Source organism: Streptomyces sp. SAI-135, from assembly GCF_029893805.1.
Lineage (GTDB): Bacteria > Actinomycetota > Actinomycetes > Streptomycetales > Streptomycetaceae > Streptomyces.
Genome location: NZ_JARXYP010000002.1, coordinates 369,171 through 389,944 on the forward strand (window position 1 = coordinate 369,171; position 20,774 = coordinate 389,944).

Here is a 20,774-nt window from a genome sequence, read left to right on the forward strand (position 1 = left end):
TGATGCCCGCTTGGGGCCGATCGGGAAACCCAGTGTGAGCTGGGGTTTCACGGACGGTGGTCAACGGTGGGTCGGACGGGGCGACCGGTCGGGGTCGCGAGGGGAAGTAATGGCGCCGAGTGAGTTGCCGCATCCTGGTGTGGACGATCTGGAAGTCGGGCCGATCCTTCTGGCTCTCGCTGACGACAACCGCCGCAGGGTCATTGCCGAACTCGCCGCACGACCGGACGAGGAGCGATTCTGTGCCTCCTTCGAACTGTCGGTCAGCAAGTCGAGCCGCACCCATCACTGGCGCGTGCTCCGCGAGGCGGGCCTGGTCCATCAGCGTGACGCCGGCAACCGCCGCAGTCGCCACCATCGCCCCGGATTTGAGTGGAAGCGATACATCCGAAGAGGCGCGAGCTGGTCAGTCGGCCTGGCCGAGATCCTTGCCGTAGCAGATGTCGACGTACGGACCCGTGCAGTATGCCGGGATCTCGCGGTAGCCGTGGCGGACGTACAGCGAGCGGGCCTCGACCAGGTCGAGGCGGGTGTTGAGGACCATGTGGGAGGCGCCGAGCAGGCGTGCCTCGCTCTCCAGCAACTCCAGCAGGAGGCTGGCGCCCTTCTTGCCTCGGAAGGCGGGACGCAGGTAGACGCGGGTGAGCTCGGCACGCTCGGAGTTCAGCATCAGCAGCCCGCCGCAGGCGGCGGCCTCGCCAGAGCAACGACCCACGACGAATTGGCCCGTGGGCGGCGTGAGCAGTTCGGCGCCGTCGTCGGCCAGGCCCTGGTCGATCTCCTCAGGGGTCGCGGGCCGCTTCCAGTAGCGGCTGGCGACCTCGTCGTAGTAGTCGCGGCGCAGGCTGGTCGCGTCCGCTGTGTCGAAGGCTTCGGGGGCCAGATGCCAGGTCATGAGAGTTTCATAGCCGGGGTGCATCACCTTCACCAAGCGACTTTTTTGGGGGGGGGAGCTTGCCCAGGCCCTTGATGTTGAGGCTGCCGTTGCGGGAGATGAACGGCAGGATGCGACGGCTGCGCAGCACACGGCAGTTGGGGTAGCTGTCGTTGCCCTTGTTGCCAAGCAGTGCGTCTGGGCTTGCCTGCGACGGGAGGGAGGCCGTCGATCAGGACCAGGGTCTGGGTGAGGCCGGCCCCGTGGGCCCGTGCTTGCATTCGCTGGCAGCGCGGCACCGACGGCGTGCTGGCTCGGTCCGCGCCGCACAGCCCGCACCCCCTCCCGGCCCACCGGCCCCATCAGGTTTCACCAGCGCGTGAACGAGGCTGAATACGGCCTCGCCGGCGCCGTAGGGAATCACTGCAGGGCAGCATCGGCATAGCGTCGTAGACGAGCAGCGTGCCATCGTTGACATACGCTGACGTGGCCTGCCGCGGGCACGGCCGAGCCCCGCAACCACGTAAGGCGGGCGGCTGTCCCGGCTCAGTTCTCAGGGGGAGACCGGGCAAGGTTCGGGGGGAATCATGCAGATCATCGAAGCGACAGGGTTTGCCGTCCGATCTGCCGTGATCACGATGAGGCGGACAGGTACGCCACTTGAGTTCGTGATCTTCCCAATGCTGCACGTCGCTTCACCGACGTTCTACTCCCAAGTCCGCCTCAGGCTCAGGGAATGCGACCTCATCGTCATCGAGGGAATTCGGGGGAAGTCGGTCGGCGTGAGTGTCCTCACGCTTGCGTACCGGTTCGCCCCCCGTCGGCGGCGCAACGGGTTGCAGGAGCAGCGCGATGATCTGTTGCTTCCCGATGACGTGCCGGTTGTCAACCCCGATGTGACCGCGGCAGAGGCGATCGAGGATCTGAGGACACTGCCGCGGTGGATGTACGTACTGCTCATGGCCGGGGCCCCGGTGATGGGCCTGGTGTTTGCGCTGCGCGGTCCGCGCGCCTTCCTCGATGAAGACCTGGTCGTCGAGGACCTGCCTTCGACGCTGCGAGCGGAGATGATGGCCGACAGTCCTGTTGAGCACGCGATGACCGGTCGGCGCGACCAGCGGTTGCTTGACGCGCTCGACGAGATCTACGCGGAGCGCGGCGCCGAGCCGATACGGGTGGCCATCGTGTACGGAGCCGGCCACGTCCCGGCGATCGTGTCGGGGCTGTGGGACCGCTGCGGGTACCGGCCACGTGAAGCGGAATGGCTTACCGTCCTTGTCCCAGCGTAGTGGCCTCCCTCGTCCGGGTGTTGCGGGTTTCGGCGCGCGGACTCTGCGCGCGCGCTACTCGCCTGGTCCGTGCGCTGAACGATCCACGGCAGGCGGCTCGTTGGAGGTGATGACGACCGGTGCGTTGGCCTCCGCGCGGGTGCGGTCCGACGCCGCTGCGATCTTTTCGTAGGTCCATTCCCTGTACAGGCGCTCCCCGTGGGCATCGGTGATGTCGATGACCACGCTCGTCCACTCCTCGGCGGGCTGTTCGGGGACGAGTCCCAACTCGTAGGCGGCGTCCTGGAGGAGGGAATCAGTGACACGTATGCCGGTGAGTCGATCGGCCATAGCGAGGCCCGCCGCCTTCCGGTCGACGTCCGGGGCGCTGTCGTCGTGCTCTCCCTCGGAGGTCAGAGGGAAGCCGCTCTCTCGCAGCAGATGGACCAGTTCATCGGGTGTGCTGCCGTGGCGCGCCGAGGGGCTCTCGAACGTCGTGCGGAGCTCACCGTCCTCGAACCAGTGGAAGAGGTGGATGGGCTTGCCGCCGTTGGTCGATGGCGCCACGACCCTGCCACCCTTCGACAGCGTCTCGACGCACGGCGTGGCGATCCCCAGCCCGCCGTCGAAGCCGAGCACGAGGGTCCAGTCGCCGTTCTCGCCCGGCACGCGGTAAGCGCCCGCGACGTAGGAATCGTCCCCGTAGTCGTCACCCATCTCGACATGGTGAGCCTCGTCCGCCTCGATCAGCCCGGCCATTCCCTCCCCTGTGCCGCGCAGTTCGGCCTCCATCGCGCGCAGTCCGGGCCCTCAGCCTGTTCCAGGCTCCTCGAGCTCGTGTCGGTGGCAGGTCTCAGGAGATGCTTGACCGCTCGCGCTCTGGACATGGTTGACACGTTCGGCTGAACGTCCACCATCTCCCGGCCACCGATGTTGCAGGGCCTCTTCCGTCGGTGACACGGATGTTCAGCAGTTGCCGAGTAACGTAACCGGGCTGACCGCGCGGTGCTGGGTGGGTGTCCGAACGGTGAGCTAAGCCGAGATCTGCGATCTGCGTCGCCGGCATCCCCGCTGGGGTGCCCGCCGGATCTCAGCAGAGTCGGGGGCCTTCTGACGCTTCTGCCCGTGGGGATGAGTCAGGCCTTTATTCCGAACAGTCGTTCCGCATTTCGGAACGCGATTTTTTCCTTCGCTTCGCGCGGCAAAGCGACTGCCCGGAACCAGTCGGTCTGAGTTTTCATGTTCGCAAACGGGTAATCGGTTGCAAACATTACTCGATCCACGCTTATGTACTTCAGCAGGAGGTCGAGCAGTTCAGTCTGGGGGAATGCGCTGGTTGTGAACCAGAAATTGTCATGGAAATACTGCTCGAACGGCTTGTCCAGGCTTTTCTCGGTTACCTCGCTCATTTTCTCCACGATGCGTTCGTAGAAGAACGGAAGGCCCTCGCCCATGTGGCCGATGATGATCTGGAGCTTGGGATGCCTGTCGAACACCCCTGAGGTGATCATTCGGAGGCACTGAGTAACGACTTCTTGGTGCCATCCATATGCAGAGATGCTGAGAACCTGATCCTGGAACTCCTTCTGATATTCCGGCCGCATATTGCTGTAGTAGATCTGGAACACCTCGTCAGGCGGCAGGCCCGGATGTATGTATATCGGCACATCAAGGCCTTCTGCGCGCTCCAGGAGGGGCTCGAAGTCGGGATGATCAAGGAACTTCTTCCCGATGATTCCATTGGTCAGACATCCCAGGAAGCCGTCTTCCCGAACTGTGCGTTCCAGTTCGTCTGCCGAGGCCTCCGGACTCTGCAGCGGCAAGGTTGCAAATGCCTGAAAACGCTTAGGATGGGTGGCCATCGGCCCATCGACGAGCATCTTGTTGAGACGATACGCAAAATCGATACCCTTCCGACCTGGGACATTCTGCACACCTGGCGTATGTGCGGAGAGGATTTGAACGTTGAGCCCTGCCTCATCCATCGCACCGATGCGGCGCGGGCCGAGCTCGGCAAGACCAGTATCCTCCAGGAACAGCCTGTCGTTCAGTACCATCAGCTCATGGGTGGAAAAGGTCTCCTCCGTGCCGATGAAGGGCAGGTCCTGGTCTCGCAGTGAAATGTCCGAAGTCTTGTCCGAAGTCTCGTCCTCGTCCACTGCCAAGGCAATGGCATGCGTGGACAAGCCGGCACCAATGCCAAGTGCTGTGCCGGCTAGAAAGCCGCGGCGTCCCATAGTGAGCTGCTTCAGAGGGTTTGTGCTGGACTTCATGTCTTTTTCTCCTCAGCTGTTTGTGTGGTGCGGTATCCGTCTGCAAAACACTTCGGATCGACCCTTCGCCGTAACCAGGCGCGCACATGTGTCAACCCACGCCGGTCTGCCGAAACACTGCCAGCCGAGACCAAGGGTCTTCGCGTCCTGCTCGCTCACCGCGGCAGCGCTGCCCGGCGGCACCCTTACACGATGGTGTGGTGCGCAATGGCACCGTTCTCCGGTGCGAAACTGAGTCCCGGTGACGAACGCCGTTTGGTCAGGGCCCGGATCGATTCGGGCACCGGGCTCGTCCGAGGCACCGCCCTCCGGCGGCGCGGGCATGCAAGCCTCGGTCATCCTCAGGTCGAGGAACTTTCGGCCATCCTCAGGTCGAGGAACGGCTCACCGGCGCGCGGCCGCCTCGAACCTCAACCGCCCGGCCGGCGCTTTCCCTGACGGCGCTGCGTCGACTGCCATCACTCGCCTCCTGCATACGGGGTGCATCGCTTATCTGGATGCCTACTTCCTACTGAGCGAACCTGAGACGACTGTTAATGCGGTGCTCAGGCCGGTTGGCCGGACCATGTGCCCAGCGCACGCACCAGCGTGGTGGCGTCGACGCGCGGCCTGTCCGTGCGTACGGTGCCCCGTCGGGTCCACCCGGCCGCGGCATCGCGGACCTCCGCACGACGAGGTCCAGCAGGAGTACACGCCCCTCACGCAGTAGGTCCGCCGACCGGGTCACCCCAGTGACGACGTCCGGGGCGGACCGCTCCAGGTGCAACTTCATGTCCGGGCACAGGGTGCCGCCGAGCCGGTGGTCGTCGCGTCAAGACCAAATGCCGTTCGTTCGTGCACGTGTCGAGGATGCCCTCGCCGACCCCGCCGTGCGGAGCACCGCCGGCAGCCATGGCCGGCACCGCCAAGAGGGAGTTGACGCTGCCGGACGTGCCGCAGCCCCGCAGCCGCGACCAGATGTCGGCGTGCTTAGACCGTTTGGACGGCAAGCCGATCGACGCCGATGTCGTCTACCGCTGACGGCTGGTCGATTCCGTCGTGGACGGCTCGGCGAAGAACCTGCGTGTGCACTGCTTCGCCCCGGATGCGGCGACGATGATGTACGGGGCGGTGTGGCCGGATGGGCGACGTGAGCGGATCACCGGCCGCGATGCGCTGCTGGCCGCGTTGGGCAGCGGCTCACATGCCCTGGTCCAGGGCCGCGGCCTCACTGTTGCCGTCCCGCCAGTGGGGCGAGGGAGAGGCCACCGACAACACCGAGGCGGTGGGCGGTCGACCATCCGCCGGACTTCGGGAGGCGCCCCGCCGGTCGGCCGACCGACGCCCTCCGACTGGCGGGGAACGTTGCTTCGCGCTGTGTCGTGTGGCCGCGTGCGTCAGCGCCTCGAGCCCGGCGCACGCATACAGTGCCTCGGTTATCCCCAGCAGCCTTGAGAGGAGTGGAATCCGGGATCGGGTGGTATCAGACATGGGCTGCTGCGCGCGGGCTGACATTACGGCTCGGGGCGGCCGACGCCGACGGTGCTGTGATCTTCCCGTCTTTTCGCCGCTTCACGCCGTGACCCCACTTGGGCGCGATCCACGTCAGGCTTCTTCACCCGGGCCGTCCGCGGGCCGGTCCACTTCCGACGGGTTGTCCGTCGGACAACCTCCGAACGGCCTGGTGACCACGAGCCGGCGCACCTCGTAAGACAGTTCCGCGGTCTCGGGTTCGGGAGCGGGATGGTAACGGCCCGCGCACACCGACAGGTTGACGATGAGGTGAGCGTGCCAACCGGAGCCCACGCCCCGTCCGTCAGAGAAGATCCGCTCGCCGCCGAGGGTCCACACCACACTGCGCCTGCCGAAGGTCACGCCCAGATCGATCACGGCCCCCGGACGCACCGCCTGGTGGCGGACGTAACCCTGGCCCTGCCGGACATGGTTGGTCAGCTCCAGGAGGTCAGGGTTGTCGGGGTGGTACTCAAAGACGTCGACCTCGTTGCCGCCGTCCCGCCAGGTCCAGATGGCAGGCCAGGCACCGAGCCCGGTGGGCAGCCGTACCGTGGTCTCCAGGTGGTCCCCGGTGCGCACCAAGAACGCCTCGGCGCTCCCCTCGGTGGTCAGCAGCCCGGCGTCCCACAGGCCGTCCGTCCTGCGCCGGGCCCTGAACGTCCCCGGCCGGGAGTAGCCGGGGTCCGCCGTGAGGTGATCGAGTTTGTCGTCGCCCCGATTGGTCGGCCCTCCGTCCGGATAGGCCCAGGACCGGCCCGCGACCCACTGGCGTTCCGAGGAAAAGTCCGCGCTGAACGCGACGGCACTCACATGCACCCTCCCTGCTGTCAACCCTCCCGTTGCATCTCCCGGCCCGTCCCACCCCATGCGCCATCCGCTCACACCCGACCTGCAATTCAGCCTCCCGAGTGACAAACCGGTCCGACTTGGCCGGTCACACCCGGCGTACCGGCACACGCCTTAAGTTTTGTGGCCGTAGCCCAATTTCCTCAGACGATGGCGCTCGCGGGCCGTTCCTCGGGCCGGGGCAGACAGTTGCGGACGCCGAGTTCACCGCCACTGCCGCGGTATAGGCGGCGGCCTTGGCATCACGCACCGCCAGGTGATCGTAAGGCGTGTAATTCAGCCGGTGACGTCGGTCGTAGTTCTGTTCTCGGCAGACTGGCCGACCGTGACACCCGAACCTGGCAGGCTGACCGCATGGGGAAAAACATGTCGGTGCGTCGGCTCGATCTGGGGTATTTCATCCGGCCCGCGTCGGAAACCGGCGGCCAGCAGCCACGGGTCGAGCCTGTGCTCGCCTACCTGGTGCACCACGAGCGCGGCCTGATCCTCTTCGACACTGGCATCGGCCAGGCGGACGCCGAGACCGAAGCCCACTACCGTCCCCGACGCCGGGACTTGCAGGATGCCCTGTCTGCGGCCGGAGTCGCTCTCGGCGACATCTCCCTCGTCGCGAACTGCCACCTCCACTTCGACCACTGCGGCGGAAACCCCCTCCTGGGCGGCAGGCCCATCCTGGTCCAGGACGTCGAGCTGGCCACCGCCCGCAACGGCGACTACACCTTCGACGAGTTGATCGACTTCCCTGCCGCGTCCTACGAGCAACTCGCCGGTGAGGCCGAGGTCTGGCCGGACGTCTGGATCATTCCAACACCAGGGCACGCCCAAGGCCATCAGTCGCTGGTCCTGCGGCAAGCCGACGGCACGATAGTCCTCGCCGGCCAGGCGCACGACTTCGCCTCCCACTTCGCGTCCGACCAACTGGCCCGCCAAGCGGCGCTTCACGGCGTGGAGCAGCCGCTGCCCGCCTATCCGCACTGGCTGGAGCGACTCGCCGACTTCGACCCACGGCGCGTTCTCTTCGCGCACGACTGCTCGGTCTGGGAACCGGCACAGAGCACCCTCTAGAAGAGGCCGGACGCCACGCAAACGTGCTGCGGCATTGGCCGTTGACGCCTGCGAACGTTGGATGTCCCCGCACGCCTACGAAACCGCGGGCCGCCGGACAGGGCATTGCGTCGGCGCCTGGGAGCCGTCTCACGTGACCAGTGACAGCACGTGTCATGCCTGGACGGTGGGGCGAACGTTGATCTCGCCGATCTCGACATCGTCGGGCTGCTCGATTGCGAAGGCCACCGCGCGGGCGACCGCCGCCGCAGGAATGCCCACCGCGTCCATGGTCTTGCGGGTCTGCTCGCGGATGTCCGGGTCCGGCATGGAGTCGGCGAGATCGGTGCGGACGTATCCCGGCGAGATGGCTGTCGTGCGCACCACCCCGTCGGTGGACTCCGTGCGCAGTCCCTCGTGGACGGTGCGCACCGCGTTCTTGGTCGCGGCGTAGACAGCCATCGAAGGGGACACGCCGGACAGGCCCGCCACGGAGACGATGCTGACCAGGTGGCCCGACCCTTGCTCGCGGAAGACGGGCAGCGCGGCAGCGACGCCGTTGAGCACGCCCCGAAGGTTGACATCGATCATGGCCGACCAGCCTTCGGTGTCGAGAGCGGCCAGCGGGCTGATCGGAGCGATGCCGGCGTTGTTCACCAGTACATCGATACGGCCGTAGTGTTCGACGGTGCTGGATACCAGACGTTGCAGGTCCTCGGCCTTGGTGACGTCGATGACGCACGTGCCAGCACGGCCTCCCGCCTCCCGGATGTCCTGCGCTATGGCGTTGATGCGGTCGCTGCTGCGCGCTGCGAGAACGACCGCGGCGCCACGCTGGGCCAGCAGGCGGGCCGTGGCTGCGCCGATGCCGCCACTCGCACCGGTGATAGCGACGATCTTGCCCTGAAGAGAGAGCACAACTGCCTCCAAGTAAAGTGGACACGTGTCCGCTACGTGACCACCGTACCGGACACGTGTCCACTTGTCAGGGGCGGAACGTCAGGAGAGGCCTATGAACGCGCCGGCACGCCGTTCGGACGCTGCGCAGAACCGGACCCGCATCGTGGAGGCCGCTCGCGCAGCCCTCACCGAGTCCCACCACGTCCACTTCAACGAGATCGCCAAGCGCGCAGGAGTGGGGCAGGGAACGCTCTACCGGCACTTCCCCAACCGCGAAGCGCTCCTCGCCGAGGTCTACCAGCGCGACGTCGAAGAACTCGTGACCGCCGCCCCCGCTCTGCTGGCGGAACATGAACCCGTAGAGGCCTTGCGCCGCTGGCTCGACCAAGTGATCGACTACGCCGAGGTCAAGCGCGGCGTCCTGGCAGCGCTCGAGCCGACGGCGTGGCAGGACCTCGTCACCCACAGCCACAACCCCATCGAAGGCGCCCTCGCTCACCTGCTGGACGCCGGGAAAGTGGACGGTTCCCTCCGCACGGACGTGGACGCCCACGGGGTCCTCCTCCTCATCGCCTACCTCGGCCGGCTCGACCAGGAGACATGGGGATCAACGGCACGGCCCCTGATGAACGTCATCCTCGATGGCCTTCGCCGACAGGAAACGGACCGGTGAAGCGGTGACTTCTACGTTCGACAGCGGGCCTGGACGGATTCCCTGAGGATGCCGGCATCGAAGAACTCGTGGATCGCTGTCCGATCCGGCCCCGCCCGGTCCGCGTGCGAACCCCGGCGTTCGGGCATGGCAGACAGTCAGTACGCCCCGAGCCATCCCCGCGCGAAAGCGCCATCCGCCCGAGCTCCCGGGCAGCAACCGCCACCCCATCGTCAGCGACCCCAGGGCGTGCCAGTGCGCTGATCGGCCGTGGTCGGTTGCCTGGTCGGGGGTTCCGCTGTGCCCGGGGGGCCACGGTCGGCGAATTGCTGGAAGGAATCGGCGTACGGTCACCACAGGCGTGCTCGCGACGGGGCCCGGCACCCCAGGCCGAGCCATGGAGGTCGGATCACCCTGCGCGCTGCGTCGTCTCTCCGGCCTGAACGGGTAGGGCAGGCAGGGAGACCGTGCAGGAGGCGCAGCGTCGGGCCTGGGCGGGTACGGGGCTGAGGCATTCGGGGCAGTCCCGTTTGGGGGCTTGGACGTCTTGGTGCGGGGCGAGGCGTTCGTGGAGTTTGTTGATCGGGAGGACGACCAGGAAGTACAGGGCGCCGGCGAGGAGGAGGAAGCTGATCGCCGCGTTGATGAAGGTGCCGTAGGGGAACTTGATGGCGCCTACGGTGAAGGTCTTGTGACTCATGTCGCCGGTGGCGCCCGTGGCCAGCCCGACGAGTGGCGTCAGGAAGGCGCTGACGAAGCCGTTCACCACGGCCGTGAACGCTGCCCCGATGACGATGCCTACGGCCAGGTCGACCACGTTGCCGCGCAAGATGAAGCTGCGGAAGCCCTTCACCTTCTCACTCCTCAGAGGGTCTCGACGTCGACGGGCGGCACCGAAAGCGCGGTCAGCCCACCCATTGACCTCGGATGCCCTGCCACCCCTCCCCCATGCCGGCTCCCGCCACATGGCGTGGTGCTGTACGTCAAGCTCTCGACCGGTCGCTCAGCCTGAGCTGCACTCCGAAACAGGCCTTGGCTCATTTGCTGCCCGCAAAGGCGGGCCCCGGTGAGGGGTTCCCTTCCCCACCGTGCGCTGTGACCCTTGAGCGTTGGGGTCAGCCGTCGGCGAGTGTCGGGCCTGCGGGGGCAGAGAGTGTCTGGTGAGCGTGGGTGCAGGGCGTGGCAGAAGTGGTTGTGGGAATGCGCATCCGCCGCAGGAGATCACGGGTGGTGCGCTTGCGCAGTGTGCTGCGCCAGGTCAGTCCCGGGTGCCGGGACCGTAGATGTGACAGCGCGCGAGTGCCCAGGCCGGTGCTGTGGAAGCGCTCATCGATGGCTACGGTGTTGATGACGGCCCGGGCGCAGTCAGTACAGATTCGGTAGCGGACCTGGCCGACGACCTGGCGGGTGTGCACGAGGAGAAGGCATTCGTCGCCAGGGCCGGGGGTGTCCGGGATGTGCGTGGACAGGAAATCGATTGCCCGGTAGGCGAGGACGCGGCGACGCAGGCGGCCGGTGCGCCGGCCTCGGCGTGAGTGCTTCGCGCCCTCGTGACCGGGCGGCGCTGTCCCAACTGTGGACTGGCCGAAGAGACTGCTGCTGGCGGGACGCGCATGTTGTCCGTGCATGACATCTCGGGTGCCCGAACCGCCGACGGATACCCGTTCCGGCCCGCCGCGCAACCCCGCCCGGGGGCGTCCGCTTGTCCCGGGACGCTCCCGTTTGCGCGGTCGGACTCCGGAGTATCAGTGCTGATGCCCGTCGTGCTGGGACAGGTAGAGGGGACTGATCTGACGCCAATAGCCGTGCATCAGGTCTTCGGCCTCCTGCACCGCCCGCTGAGCGCACGGCGCAGCCGCCGACAGGCCCCGCCCGGCCGGGGCGCCGGAGCCCATGCGCCACGCAGCCCTCAGCGTCGCCCGACGTGAGGCACGGCGGTACGCGGCGACAGTACGTGGGCTTCTGTCTCGGCCCGCCAGGCACCACCGCGCGAGCAGAATCGCTGCCACCGCCGACACCGCGCTGGCGACGTACACCTCATGACCGGCCACTGGCTCCTCCTGCCGGACGCCCGCATGGACTGTGCCGGATTCGCATGCCCCCAAATCGCATTCTCAACGTCACAGTTGGGCTAAGAAACCCTCACAGCCGTCGCCAGGCCGTGAAGGGTCGACGTTCGGTGCGGTCAAGTGCATCTTCACGCGGGGCTGCGGGGAACCGACGCGTAACACGATGCGCGAACTCGAGCCAAGGCATGGGCGAAAGGAAGCGCAACGGTCATGCCGGCGACCGGATTGCGCCGGAGAAGGTCCTCGGCGTACCGGACAAGGTCCTCGGCGTAGCTGGGACTGCCCGACTGAAGCCGTTTACGTTCCCGGGGGCAGGTGGTCACGTCGTGAAAGAGGATGATGGAGGGCTCGGTCGAATCCAGGTGGATAGCGGTCAGGGTCATCTTGAGGGACTGCGGGCAGCGGCCTTCACGCCCGTGGGGTGGGGGTGAGCAGCCGGTCGATCTCATCGAGCACCCGGTCCGCAAGCGGACGCACCTGCGCCCGCAATGCGTCACTCCAACTCTCTTCGGAGTAGTGGCTGTTGAGATAGAGCCGCCTGGCGTGCTCGAGGGCGGGGCGGTGTTCGACGGGTAGCCGCGCGAGGGCCCAGTCGGCGGCGGCGTTCTTCGACTTGATCTGGCCCGTGGCGAGCGTGGTCCAGATGCGGGCGAAGGTCAGCAGAACGTTGCGGGTGTCGCTGTCCAGGTCGTCGAGCAGGCCCGGGATACCCGACACACTCGCCCGGACCAGGTCGTCTTGCGGCACCGGGTCGAGGACCTGGGCGGGGCGCGGACCGGTGAGGGGGTGGTCACCGGACAGAGTCATGGTCATCAGCAGGGCCAGATCGGGCATCGGCTCCGGGAGGGACCTGACCGGCCTCGTACTCGGCGCGCAGCCACTCCCCGTAGAGGAAGTCGCCGGTCGGTGGATACCGCCATGGCCTGACCTCGGACTGGACGACCACGGTGAGCTCGACTGGGCGGACCTTGTTTCGGGAGCCGGAAATGCGCAGCAGTCCACCGAGGAGTGCCCGTCGCTCCTCCTCGTCCATTCTCCGCCGGGAGACGACCAGCACATCCACGTCGCTGGCCGGCCTGAGTCCACCGAGCACAGAGGAGCCGTGAAGGTATGTGCCGATGACATCTTGGCGCAGCACACCGCCGACCAGTCCCACGATCTCCTGAACCTGATTCACTGCAACAGCGTGTCCTGTCATCCGGCCGACTGCGCCGCATTATCTGGCTTCGGCTGATCAGGAAGATGTGGGAATGTCGAGGGTGAGGCCGGTCCCGGACCCCACGAACCCTTACCCGGCCCTCTCACCGCAATCGCCGAACTCCGATGACCACCCCTGGATTGATGGTGGCGTCGTGGGCGATGGAGAGGACGATCAGGGCGCGGTCCAGGACATGAAGCTCCGCCTCGCTGTGAGGTTCTGGAGCTGTTTGGCAGCAGCGTCGGGGAACGCGATGCGGGCGCGGCGTGGGCGTGCTGGCCAGGCACCAGGCATCAGGGGGACGGCAGGCCGCTGGCCAATGAGGCGGGCGAGGGCCTCGCACAGCTCCTCCTCCCCCGGGCGCGGTCGTCCACGGCCGGCAGCCCGTCCACGGCGAGGTCTTCGACCACACCGGCAAGCTGGTCGGCGCCCACGGGGACGATGAGGGGGCCAAGGTTCTGCTTCTTGAGGCAGCCGAGGCAGGAAGCATTTGGGAAGCGGTCCGGGCTGGAGAACCGACGTACTGCGCAGCCTGATGGGCGACCAGGGTACGAAGGGGGGCCGGGACGGAGCCGAGCAGTCTGCCCTGCAAGCCTCCAACTACGGTTATCCCTGGGCGCTTATAGAACTGTCGCCGCTACGAGCACGGGTCGGGGATGCCGCAGGTGGAGAACAATTACGGCGGTTCTGCCGGGAAGTCGATGGCTCTGTTCGTCCACGCTACTGACCCGTGGTGAGCTCTCTCGTATGCCTTCTTCGTCCTCGCTCAGTGCACCCGCCAGCGCTCGAACACACTCTCCGGAGAGAACCGATGACGGACTTGTCCCCTCGACGACGGGCAGGGATCCGATCCCTGCCGATCAGCGAACTGCGCAAAGAGCATGGGCCGGTGCTCAACCTCTTGAAATGCGTGCTCCGGACCCGGTGGTGGATCACGGCGGGGGTTTGCGCGCTGACCACTGGCATTTCGTTGGTCTTCGCCGTCTTCGACGAGGACCGGTTGCGCATGTCAGACGACTACGCGGCTATGACCTCGGCCGCGCTTGCCCTGCTGCTCACCCTCGGGTTCCTGGAGATGGAACGTTCCGTGCGGAAAGCGCAGGGCATGGCCGATGCGCAGCTCGCCGCCGCCGAGTCCGGCGTCCCCCTGCCTGAGACGCAGACGGTACTGGCACCTGAAACCAGAGCCGGCGTCAGGCTGGGAGTGGCTGTTCTCCTGGTCTGGCTGACTGGAACTGTGTTGATGGTGTCCGCCTTGGTCCTGATTTTTCTCTGGGCGGCCATCGAGGGCCACGGCCCGGCGCGCTGGCTCGCCTGGTACGTGCTGATCAGCACATGCCTGGGTCTCGGCGGGCTGTTGGCGGCGACGGTCACCAAGACGACGGCCGATCTCGAAACCCTGAAGCGCACCTATCTGAGCAGTGTGAGCAGGCACGTCACCCGCGGCGAAAGACCGTGCGACGTCGACGAATGATGCCGACACGTGAAATGCAAACCTGACGGGTACAACGCATCGCCATGTTGAGATTGGAACGCGTCACCGGCGGGAGGGTGGCTACCTGGGAAGCGCGTTCGGTTTTGCAGCCCTGCACGCGGGGTTCAAGGGTGCAGGGGTCGATGGTCGCAGAGGGGGCGCTCTTGGCGGTTTCGCTGTCAAGCCGGCTGTCGCGGTCGTGGGGCATCAGCCAGAAGACGCGGCAGCGGAAGGTGGGCGAGGTGCGAGGTTTGGCGGTGGGGGCGGGGTTGGCCCAGCCGATGAGGCGGCCGCGTCCCATACGCCCCACGACGGGCGGACCGACGAACTCGCCACCGTCCTCGGGCTTCGACCAGGTCGACCATGCCCTCTGCCTGGCAGCCTCCGCCAGGCGCTTCGCCGATGACGATCTGGTCTCCCTCTTGAAGCAGCGCGCGGCCAGCAAACCGTCAGAAGAGGTCGTACGCGCGAGCGTGGCTCCAGAGCGGCACAGCGCCTGGCAGTCACTGGGCCAACCAGCAATGCTGAAAAGGGCGTTGATGGCAGATCTACCGTGATCAGTCGCCGACGAACCACACATACAGGTACACAACTCGCGGGCCTGCCCGACCCATTCGCCAGCGCAGGCAGCGGGAAGCCGGTCGAGCTCGGCCAGCAGCAGCGGAATCTGCCGCTGGTTGAAGACCGCGCCCCCATACGGAGTCAGCGCCAGAGCATCGGGAACTCCGTCGCGCTCAAGTCCGGGAAGCCGAATATCCAGTCCACACCGGCCTCGGCGCGGGCCACGGCCTTTCCGCTGTCTCCACGCACCACCAGATTGATCACCCGTCGATCCTATGGGCTGGGTCTGTCAGGGACGGGGACCTCAGACGGGGTGCGCCGAGCCTCGACGACCTGGTCCGGTGGGCGCCGCGGTGTGCGGCCTGGGGGCCAGTGCCGCGCGCAGCGCAGGGGTGAGGACGCGGCGGGTCTCGGACGGTCTGAGGGCGGCGAGGGTGGGGAGGGGATTGAGGTAGCGGGTGTAGATGAGGCCGCCCAGGATCGTCACCACGGCCGTGGCACGGGCAGTCGCGTCCCGGCCGCCGAGAAATTCAACAAGCCGGGCCAGCAGCTCGCGTTCCAGGTATTCACGGATCACTTCGGCGGCCTCGTCGCCCTGAGCAGTGAGCTGCAGGAAGTCGGCGTCTTCCCACAAGCCCGTCACCGCGTCGATGAGGCGGTCGGGAAGGGTGGCCGGGTCTCCGCCCAGGACGTCGTCCACCGCCAGCGCATTGGCGCACTGGAACTGCATCACGTCTGCGAACAGGCCCTTCTTCGAGCCGAAGTGGTAGGCGATCAGCGCCGGGTCGACGCCGGCGACCGCGGCCACCGCGCGCACCGTGGTGCCCCGGTATCCGCGCTCGAGGAACAGCGTGCGGGCCGCCGAGACGATCGACTCGCGGGTCGGCGGGTTGCCGCGGGGTCGGCCTCGGGTGCGGGCAGGGGCGGGGGCGGCGTTATTCATCAGCGTTGAGCCTGCGTTGCGTGATCGGCACAGTCAAGGGCGTTCCCAGTGTCATGTGAAAGGACGACCAGACATCATGCGTATCGCAGTCTTCGGCGCCAACGGACCGACCGGCCGCCACCTCACCGACCAGGCCCTCGCCGCCGGCCACGAGGTCGTCGCCGTGACTCGCCGGCCGGGTTCCCTCTCCCCGCGGCCCGGTCTTGCCGTGGCCGTCGCCGACGCCACCGATCCGGCAGCGGTCGACGCCGCGATCGGCGGGACGGACGCCGTCCTGTCCGCGCTCGGCACCCGGTTCAGCAAGGAGCCCATCACCATGTACTCGACGAGTGCCACAGCCATCACCGGAGCCATGACCCGACACGGCATCAAGCGGCTCCTCGCCGTCAGTTCGAGCATCGCCGACCCGAACTGGCGTCCCACCGGCGCGCACTTCTTCAATCATGTGCTCGACCCGCTGGTGAACCGACGCCTGGGCCGCACCCTCCACGAGGACATGCGCCGTATGGAGGCCGTCATCCGCCAGGCAGACCTCGATTGGACCCTCGTCCGGCCCTCGGGCCTCTTTGAGCATCCTGTCGTCACGGACTACCACGCCTGCGAGACCAGCGCTGACGGTGTCTTCACCGCCCGTTCCGACCTCGCCGCGAGCATGCTGCGCGAGTTGGAGGAACGCAAGTACGTCCGCACGGCTATGGGCGTCATCACCACGGCCGTGAAACCGAACATCGCCAAGCTGATCTGGAACGAAGGCGTGAAGAAGAAGTGAACCGGGCGACAGTCGAACTCCCGGCCGCCGCTAGGGCGTTCCTCACTCGTCCCCACACCGCCTCCTTCACCACCCTTCGCCCCGACGGCACCCCACACGTCACCCCCGTCCGCTTCACCTTCGACACCGCCACCGGCCTGGCCCGGGTGACCACCCGGGCGGGAGCCCGCAAGGCGCGCAACGTGCTGGCCGGCGGCCCGGAGGCCCGGACCGCGCTCTGCCAGGCGGACGACTTCCGCTGGGTCACCCTCGAAGGGCGGGCCACCGTCACCGACGATCCCGTGCACCTTGCCGAGGCGGTCCGTCGCTACACCCACCGCTACCGCGCGCAGCCGCCCGAACCACTGGACTTGGTCGTCATCGAGATTGCTGTCGACCGCGTCCTGAGCCTCAATCTTTGATGCCCCCAGCCGAGCACAGGTGCGTACGGCCGGGCGCAGGTGAGGGACTGGGGCAGCTCAAGCTGCTGACAGTTGGGGGGGGCGGGATGAGAGGGAGGAAGAAACCGCTTTGAGGCCGGGTCAACCCAGCTTCGCGTGGGCGGCGTTGAGGAAGACGTTCATGGGCCCGCGCAAGTGGTCCCATGCCCTTTCGGGCCCGCCGAGGTCCTCCCAGAGGACGTGGTTCACCGCACCCGCGTAATTCCAGGCGAGTTGATAGAGCTCCGGGCCGATGAGGACCAGGATCATCCGCTCGCAGATCCAGAGGCGTTCAATGAGGGCCCGCGCGGCGGTGAGCCACTCGGGTGTGCCGCCGGAAGACCAGTCGGGTGCCTCGTAGCGGTCCTCGGCGAGGCGGATGCCCTGCTGTGTCAGCTCGATGAATTCCCTTAGCACGTCGAGTCGTTCGGCACGGCGGGCCTCGGCCAGTTGCGTGGCCTGGCGCTTGTCCTCGGTGCGGGCGGCCTGGCGTGCAGTGGTGAATTGGCCCAGGTAGGACATGCCTCCGCCGATTACGACACCGATCAACGACGCCCAGAGCTGATTCACCCGTTCACGTTAGCGTGAGGACTGTGTCCTCCTCGACGAGAAGCGGCTGATCACGGGTTGGCCAGGGTAGTCCGTCAGCCCTTGAGCACCAGCCGCTGTGTGGCAACGCGGCTGCTTCTCACCAGCATCGCGCCCCACGGTGGCTCATTCGGCGGCCGGCAACCGCAGCGTGGTGACTCCTCCCCCCTCCCCCTCCGCCCGCATGTAGCCGCGCTCGTACGCGCCGCACAGCGCCATCGGTGAGGTGTCCAGTTCATGGCTCACCGGGGCGTTGCAGCCACGGCAGCCTGGTAACGTCGGCTGCTTGGCCGGCCACCATTGGAGCTCCCCCGCTCACACGTCCTTCGGGTGCCGCTGCACATGGCCACGGGTTTCGGAGCCGGGAGCAGAGCAGCCTGCTGCAGGCTGAACGCCGGACGCCGCAGGCGGGTTCGACATATCGACACCACGCTCGGCGTCGGCGGCGAAAGAGAGCGAATCTCCGCTCGGACATTGCAGCTCTGGTCAGACGGTGGCCGTGGGCGGTGTCCACCGGTCTGTTCGTCGCAGGGTGCCGCGGACGCCGAAGTCCTGCTTCAGTTGTTCGGGGATGGCGTAGTGCATGACGCGTCCGCGGGTGAGTGAGGACAACTCGAAGATGCTGGTGAGGTGGCCCAGGCGGTCCAGCGCCCAGGCTCCGAGGGGAGAGCGGTCCTCGATGGTCTCCAGCACGCCGAGCAGGTGGGGCACGGTCTTGACGACGGTGTCCCATGAGGTACGGGGGACCTGCAGCCAGTCGGCGCAGGTGTCGCCGATCAGGTAGCGGATCAGGGCGGAGACGAGGGGGTCGAAGAGAGTGCCGGGCACGACCTCCTCGTAGAGGTCGATCAGTTGCCGGGTCAGGCGGGCGCCCTCGTCGGAGGGTCCCATGTGCCGGACCATGTACAGGTCGAGGAACTGCCGGGCCTCTTCCAGGGACTTGGGGACAGCGTCCTGGTCGATCCCCAGGATCGCGCCGACCACACGCCAGGCGTAGAAGTACGCTTCGGCTCCCTCGACGCTCATGTGGATGCCGAGCCGGTGCATGCTGTCCAGCACCAGGAGAGAGAAGAACATCTGCCCGCCGATCATGTCCTCCTGGCAGATCGGCGTCCCCATTGCTGCGGTGTCCCAGCGGTTCTCCCGTTTGAGGTGGTGGCGGATGGAGGCGTGCAGCAGACGGACTTTCTGTGCAGCGGGGATGAACCGGCTTCCTACCTCGAAGGCGTCGGGCTGCATGAGGTACACGGTGAACTGCCCGGTCTCCGCCATCCGTTTGGACGGGTAGCTCAGCCCGTGGGTGGCTGACAGCAGTTTCGCGACGTGTGGGACGACGTAGCAGGCGGGCATGGAGGCGAAGGACAGCGCGGTGGAGATGTGCACGTTGTTGTCGATGAAGAACAGCCGGGCCTTCTCCATCTCGGCCCAGTCCACCCAGGCCGGTGGCACGCTGGTGACCTGAAGGTACTCGCGTGCGACGTCGGGCAGTCCGTCGGGCAGGGGGGCGCCGGCGGTGGAGACGTAGCGCATCAGGGTGTTGAACTTGCCCACTTCCCCGCGCTCGAACAGCTCGGCGACGACGGCATCGGCGAGGTCGTCACCGGCCTGCCGCAGGACGTCCATCGAGGCCTCGGTGCAGGTCATGGCGGAACTCCTTGGATACGTGGATACGTGGCGTCACTTGCGAGGCGGGGCGTCGGTCACCGCGGGCCGCGGACTGTCCGCCCCCGTGCGGGAGGTCAGGACCGGCGGAGCGCCACGGTGTGCGCCAGTGCGGTCAGGGCGGAGACAGCGTGCGCGGGAACGTCGAGCTCGTGCAGAGCGCCCAGCGCTGTCTCGACCCGAGCGGAGATCATGTCCTCGATGCGGTTGGGTGTCTTCAGCCGGCGCATCAGCTCCCGGACCGTGTCCAAGCCGCCGGTGTCCAGGTCGCGTCGGCCGAGCACAGCCCGCATCTGCTCCCTCTCGTCCTTGTCGGCGATACGCCAGGTCTCCGACAACAGGGCGGTGGGGCGATGTGCGCGCACGTCGTCGGCGTTGGCCTTGCCGGTCTGTCCCGGATCGCCGAACAGGCCGAGCAGGTCGTCCCGCAGTTGGAACGCCTCGCCCAACGGCAGCCCGTAGGCGGAGTAGCCCTCGCGCAGCCGCTCGCCGGCCCCGCCCAGCAAGCCGCCGATCAGCAGAGGCTGTTCGACGGTGTACTTGGCGGTCTTGTACCGAATGACCTTCAGCGACCTCGCGGTGTCCGGATCGGCTCCGGTGTGCAGGATCTCCAGGCACTCACCCGCGACGAGTTCGCGGGCCAGTACCGACCACAAGGGTCGAGCCCGGGTCAGGTACGCCGCGGGCACACCGCTGGTGGCGAACATCTGCCCGGCCAGCGACATCAGCAGGTCCCCGACCAGCATCGCCAGCGACCTGGCGGCCGAGACGGCACGCGGGCGTCGACGAACCGCCCTGCGCAGCGCGACATGCGCGGTGGGCCGGCCGTGCCGCAACGGGCTGTCGTCGATGAGATCGTCGTGCACGATCGCTGCGGCATGCACCAGCTCCATGGAGGTCGCGGCCCGCACCAACGCGTCACTGTCCGGCTGCCCTGCCGCCCGCCAGCCCCAGTAGCAAAACGCCGCCCGCAGTCGCTTGCCCTCCGCGACCGCCGCCTCCAGTTGTTCGGCCACCGGCGCCAGGGCAGGGTCGATGTCCGTCAGGTGATCGGCTTCCCGCGCGACGAAATCCCGCACCATCGCATCGACGCGGCTCTTGAACGCGGCCGGCTCCCACTGCTCAGACATCACCAGCGGCCCGCCGGGACAGGGCACGCTGGGCGAGGATCTCCAAGTAGGCCGTAGGAACGGTGGCGCACCGATCCAGGGCGATCCGGCCGCGCGCCTTCAGGTCCTGCTCGGCGTCTGCGGCCAGATCCGCGACGTCCGAGCGGCGCAGCAGTCCCCGTACCGTCCCCAGAACCGACCCCAGCGTGCTCACCGCCAGATCGGCCGCTCCGGCCGCCAGCAGCACCACCTGCTCGTCCAGGCCCTCACGGCCACCCGCTGCCTGCGTCATGCCCGTCCTTCTCCCCTCCACGTCCGAGCGGCGTCGGTCACACGCCGTCCGGCCCAGAATCGCGCCGCACCCGGCTCCTGCAGGGAAGAACTCACGATCGAGTGATCATCTCGCACGCCCGGACGAAATCCGCTGGTGAGCCGCACAACGGACTCCACGAGTGCTCCTCGCACCGAACAAGCGCGCGGCATGCAGCCGGGTATTGGCCACAGATGCCACTGCGCGGGCCGCCGTGCGGCAGTTCGTCCCGGCTTGAGCTGTCGCGAGGACGAGAGCCGGGGCCCGACTCCTGGGCGAAAGCCGGGGCCCGACTCCTGGGCAAAACCTTCCGCACGGCGC

The 20,774-nt window shown here is 67.2% G+C and carries 21 protein-coding genes and 1 pseudogene; 8 read left to right on the top strand and 14 right to left on the bottom strand.

Annotated features, from left to right (window positions below; genetic code table 11):
• Positions 1-406: 406 nt before the first annotated feature.
• The gene (locus M2163_RS06290) at positions 407-895 is read right to left on the bottom strand and encodes a GNAT family N-acetyltransferase (RefSeq protein WP_280893370.1); all 489 of its coding nucleotides are present in this window, start codon (positions 893-895) and stop codon (positions 407-409) included.
• Positions 896-1,461: 566 nt separating this feature from the next.
• Here M2163_RS06290 and M2163_RS06295 point away from each other — a divergent pair.
• A complete protein-coding gene (locus M2163_RS06295) occupies positions 1,462-2,163 on the top strand; it encodes a hypothetical protein (protein WP_280893371.1) in 702 nt (233 codons plus the stop codon).
• Between the two features lie 54 nt (positions 2,164-2,217).
• Here the strand turns inward: M2163_RS06295 and M2163_RS06300 are convergent, their stop codons facing one another.
• The gene (locus tag M2163_RS06300) at positions 2,218-2,934 is read right to left on the bottom strand and encodes a DUF6461 domain-containing protein (protein ID WP_280893372.1); all 717 of its coding nucleotides are present in this window, start codon (positions 2,932-2,934) and stop codon (positions 2,218-2,220) included.
• A 344-nt stretch (positions 2,935-3,278) separates the two neighbouring features.
• Positions 3,279-4,415: an amidohydrolase family protein gene (locus tag M2163_RS06305; protein ID WP_280893373.1), complete on the bottom strand. Its 1,137-nt coding sequence runs from the start codon at positions 4,413-4,415 to the stop codon at positions 3,279-3,281.
• 891 nt (positions 4,416-5,306) lie between these two features.
• Between M2163_RS06305 and M2163_RS06310 the strand changes: the two genes are divergently transcribed.
• Positions 5,307-5,435, top strand: a complete 129-nt coding sequence (locus M2163_RS06310) for a hypothetical protein (protein ID WP_280893374.1) — start codon at positions 5,307-5,309, stop codon at positions 5,433-5,435.
• Between the two features lie 564 nt (positions 5,436-5,999).
• Here M2163_RS06310 and M2163_RS06315 read toward each other — a convergent pair.
• Complete coding sequence (locus M2163_RS06315; protein WP_280893375.1) at positions 6,000-6,719, bottom strand: beta-glucanase; 720 nt, start codon at positions 6,717-6,719, stop codon at positions 6,000-6,002.
• 390 nt (positions 6,720-7,109) lie between these two features.
• Here M2163_RS06315 and M2163_RS06320 point away from each other — a divergent pair, with 390 nt between their 5' ends.
• Positions 7,110-7,820 carry an N-acyl homoserine lactonase family protein gene (locus M2163_RS06320; protein WP_280893376.1) on the top strand — a complete coding sequence of 237 codons (711 nt, stop codon included), beginning with the start codon at positions 7,110-7,112 and terminating at the stop codon, positions 7,818-7,820.
• Between the two features lie 153 nt (positions 7,821-7,973).
• Here M2163_RS06320 and M2163_RS06325 read toward each other — a convergent pair whose 3' ends face one another.
• Positions 7,974-8,717 carry an SDR family oxidoreductase gene (locus M2163_RS06325; RefSeq protein ID WP_280893377.1) on the bottom strand — a complete coding sequence of 248 codons (744 nt, stop codon included), beginning with the start codon at positions 8,715-8,717 and terminating at the stop codon, positions 7,974-7,976.
• A gap of 94 nt (positions 8,718-8,811) precedes the next feature.
• Between M2163_RS06325 and M2163_RS06330 the strand changes: the two genes are divergently transcribed.
• The gene (locus M2163_RS06330) at positions 8,812-9,372 is read left to right on the top strand and encodes a TetR/AcrR family transcriptional regulator (RefSeq protein ID WP_280893378.1); all 561 of its coding nucleotides are present in this window, start codon (positions 8,812-8,814) and stop codon (positions 9,370-9,372) included.
• Positions 9,373-9,760: 388 nt separating this feature from the next.
• On the opposite strand, the gene mscL is transcribed toward M2163_RS06330, so the two are convergent.
• Entirely contained in the window at positions 9,761-10,204 is a 444-nt protein-coding gene (gene mscL, locus M2163_RS06335) for a large conductance mechanosensitive channel protein MscL (RefSeq protein ID WP_280893379.1), read from the bottom strand.
• 463 nt (positions 10,205-10,667) lie between these two features.
• On the opposite strand from mscL, the gene M2163_RS06340 reads away from it, so the two are divergent.
• Entirely contained in the window at positions 10,668-10,886 is a 219-nt protein-coding gene (locus tag M2163_RS06340) for a hypothetical protein (RefSeq protein WP_280853856.1), read from the top strand.
• Between the two features lie 942 nt (positions 10,887-11,828).
• Here the strand turns inward: M2163_RS06340 and M2163_RS06345 are convergent.
• Positions 11,829-12,597: pseudogene (locus M2163_RS06345) on the bottom strand (aminoglycoside adenylyltransferase family protein).
• An 832-nt stretch (positions 12,598-13,429) separates the two neighbouring features.
• Here M2163_RS06345 and M2163_RS06350 point away from each other — a divergent pair.
• Complete coding sequence (locus M2163_RS06350; protein WP_280893380.1) at positions 13,430-14,092, top strand: hypothetical protein; 663 nt, start codon at positions 13,430-13,432, stop codon at positions 14,090-14,092.
• Here M2163_RS06350 and M2163_RS46595 read toward each other — a convergent pair.
• From M2163_RS46595 to M2163_RS06365, 3 genes are all read right to left on the bottom strand, one after another.
• Positions 14,055-14,672 carry a DUF6009 family protein gene (locus tag M2163_RS46595; protein WP_348542157.1) on the bottom strand — a complete coding sequence of 206 codons (618 nt, stop codon included), beginning with the start codon at positions 14,670-14,672 and terminating at the stop codon, positions 14,055-14,057. The genes M2163_RS06350 and M2163_RS46595 overlap by 38 nt on opposite strands.
• Positions 14,673-14,794: 122 nt before the next feature.
• The gene (locus M2163_RS06360) at positions 14,795-14,917 is read right to left on the bottom strand and encodes a hypothetical protein (protein ID WP_280853851.1); all 123 of its coding nucleotides are present in this window, start codon (positions 14,915-14,917) and stop codon (positions 14,795-14,797) included.
• A 40-nt stretch (positions 14,918-14,957) separates the two neighbouring features.
• Positions 14,958-15,596: a TetR/AcrR family transcriptional regulator gene (locus tag M2163_RS06365; protein WP_280893381.1), complete on the bottom strand. Its 639-nt coding sequence runs from the start codon at positions 15,594-15,596 to the stop codon at positions 14,958-14,960.
• A gap of 76 nt (positions 15,597-15,672) precedes the next feature.
• Between M2163_RS06365 and M2163_RS06370 the strand changes: the two genes are divergently transcribed.
• Both M2163_RS06370 and M2163_RS06375 read left to right on the top strand, forming a co-directional pair.
• Positions 15,673-16,365, top strand: coding sequence for an NAD(P)H-binding protein (locus M2163_RS06370; protein WP_280893382.1), 693 nt, complete (start codon positions 15,673-15,675; stop codon positions 16,363-16,365).
• Positions 16,362-16,766, top strand: coding sequence for a TIGR03618 family F420-dependent PPOX class oxidoreductase (locus tag M2163_RS06375; RefSeq protein ID WP_280893383.1), 405 nt, complete (start codon positions 16,362-16,364; stop codon positions 16,764-16,766). The genes M2163_RS06370 and M2163_RS06375 overlap by 4 nt, the downstream gene beginning before the upstream one ends.
• Before the next feature lie 120 nt (positions 16,767-16,886).
• Here M2163_RS06375 and M2163_RS06380 read toward each other — a convergent pair whose 3' ends face one another.
• The 4 genes from M2163_RS06380 to M2163_RS06395 all read right to left on the bottom strand — a co-directional run bounded on the left by M2163_RS06380 (position 16,887) and on the right by M2163_RS06395 (position 20,435).
• Complete coding sequence (locus tag M2163_RS06380) at positions 16,887-17,354, bottom strand: hypothetical protein (protein WP_280893384.1); 468 nt, start codon at positions 17,352-17,354, stop codon at positions 16,887-16,889.
• 504 nt (positions 17,355-17,858) lie between these two features.
• Entirely contained in the window at positions 17,859-19,016 is a 1,158-nt protein-coding gene (locus M2163_RS06385) for an oxygenase MpaB family protein (RefSeq protein ID WP_280893385.1), read from the bottom strand.
• Between the two features lie 95 nt (positions 19,017-19,111).
• Positions 19,112-20,164 carry a polyprenyl synthetase family protein gene (locus tag M2163_RS06390; RefSeq protein ID WP_280893386.1) on the bottom strand — a complete coding sequence of 351 codons (1,053 nt, stop codon included), beginning with the start codon at positions 20,162-20,164 and terminating at the stop codon, positions 19,112-19,114.
• Complete coding sequence (locus M2163_RS06395) at positions 20,157-20,435, bottom strand: polyprenyl synthetase (RefSeq protein ID WP_280893387.1); 279 nt, start codon at positions 20,433-20,435, stop codon at positions 20,157-20,159. Before M2163_RS06395 ends, M2163_RS06390 begins: the two co-directional genes overlap by 8 nt.
• Between the last annotated feature and the right edge of the window lie 339 nt (positions 20,436-20,774).

Excerpts from the sequence above, each read along its gene's own strand:
- M2163_RS06350 (WP_280893380.1), top strand. The coding sequence starts at position 13,430 with ATGACGGACTTGTCCCCTCGACGACGGGCAGGGATCCGATCCCTGCCG.
- M2163_RS06290 (WP_280893370.1), bottom strand. The coding sequence starts at position 895 with ATGACCTGGCATCTGGCCCCCGAAGCCTTCGACACAGCGGACGCGACC.
- M2163_RS06395 (WP_280893387.1), bottom strand. The coding sequence starts at position 20,435 with ATGACGCAGGCAGCGGGTGGCCGTGAGGGCCTGGACGAGCAGGTGGTG.
- M2163_RS46595 (WP_348542157.1), bottom strand. The coding sequence starts at position 14,672 with ATGTGTGGTTCGTCGGCGACTGATCACGGTAGATCTGCCATCAACGCC.
- M2163_RS06300 (WP_280893372.1), bottom strand. The coding sequence starts at position 2,934 with ATGGAGGCCGAACTGCGCGGCACAGGGGAGGGAATGGCCGGGCTGATC.
- M2163_RS06385 (WP_280893385.1), bottom strand. The coding sequence starts at position 19,016 with ATGACCTGCACCGAGGCCTCGATGGACGTCCTGCGGCAGGCCGGTGAC.
- M2163_RS06390 (WP_280893386.1), bottom strand. The coding sequence starts at position 20,164 with ATGTCTGAGCAGTGGGAGCCGGCCGCGTTCAAGAGCCGCGTCGATGCG.
- M2163_RS06305 (WP_280893373.1), bottom strand. The coding sequence starts at position 4,415 with ATGAAGTCCAGCACAAACCCTCTGAAGCAGCTCACTATGGGACGCCGC.
- M2163_RS06370 (WP_280893382.1), top strand. The coding sequence starts at position 15,673 with ATGCGTATCGCAGTCTTCGGCGCCAACGGACCGACCGGCCGCCACCTC.
- M2163_RS06295 (WP_280893371.1), top strand. The coding sequence starts at position 1,462 with ATGCAGATCATCGAAGCGACAGGGTTTGCCGTCCGATCTGCCGTGATC.
- M2163_RS06330 (WP_280893378.1), top strand. The coding sequence starts at position 8,812 with ATGAACGCGCCGGCACGCCGTTCGGACGCTGCGCAGAACCGGACCCGC.
- M2163_RS06365 (WP_280893381.1), bottom strand. The coding sequence starts at position 15,596 with ATGAATAACGCCGCCCCCGCCCCTGCCCGCACCCGAGGCCGACCCCGC.
- M2163_RS06310 (WP_280893374.1), top strand. The coding sequence starts at position 5,307 with ATGGCCGGCACCGCCAAGAGGGAGTTGACGCTGCCGGACGTGCCGCAG.
- M2163_RS06320 (WP_280893376.1), top strand. The coding sequence starts at position 7,110 with ATGGGGAAAAACATGTCGGTGCGTCGGCTCGATCTGGGGTATTTCATC.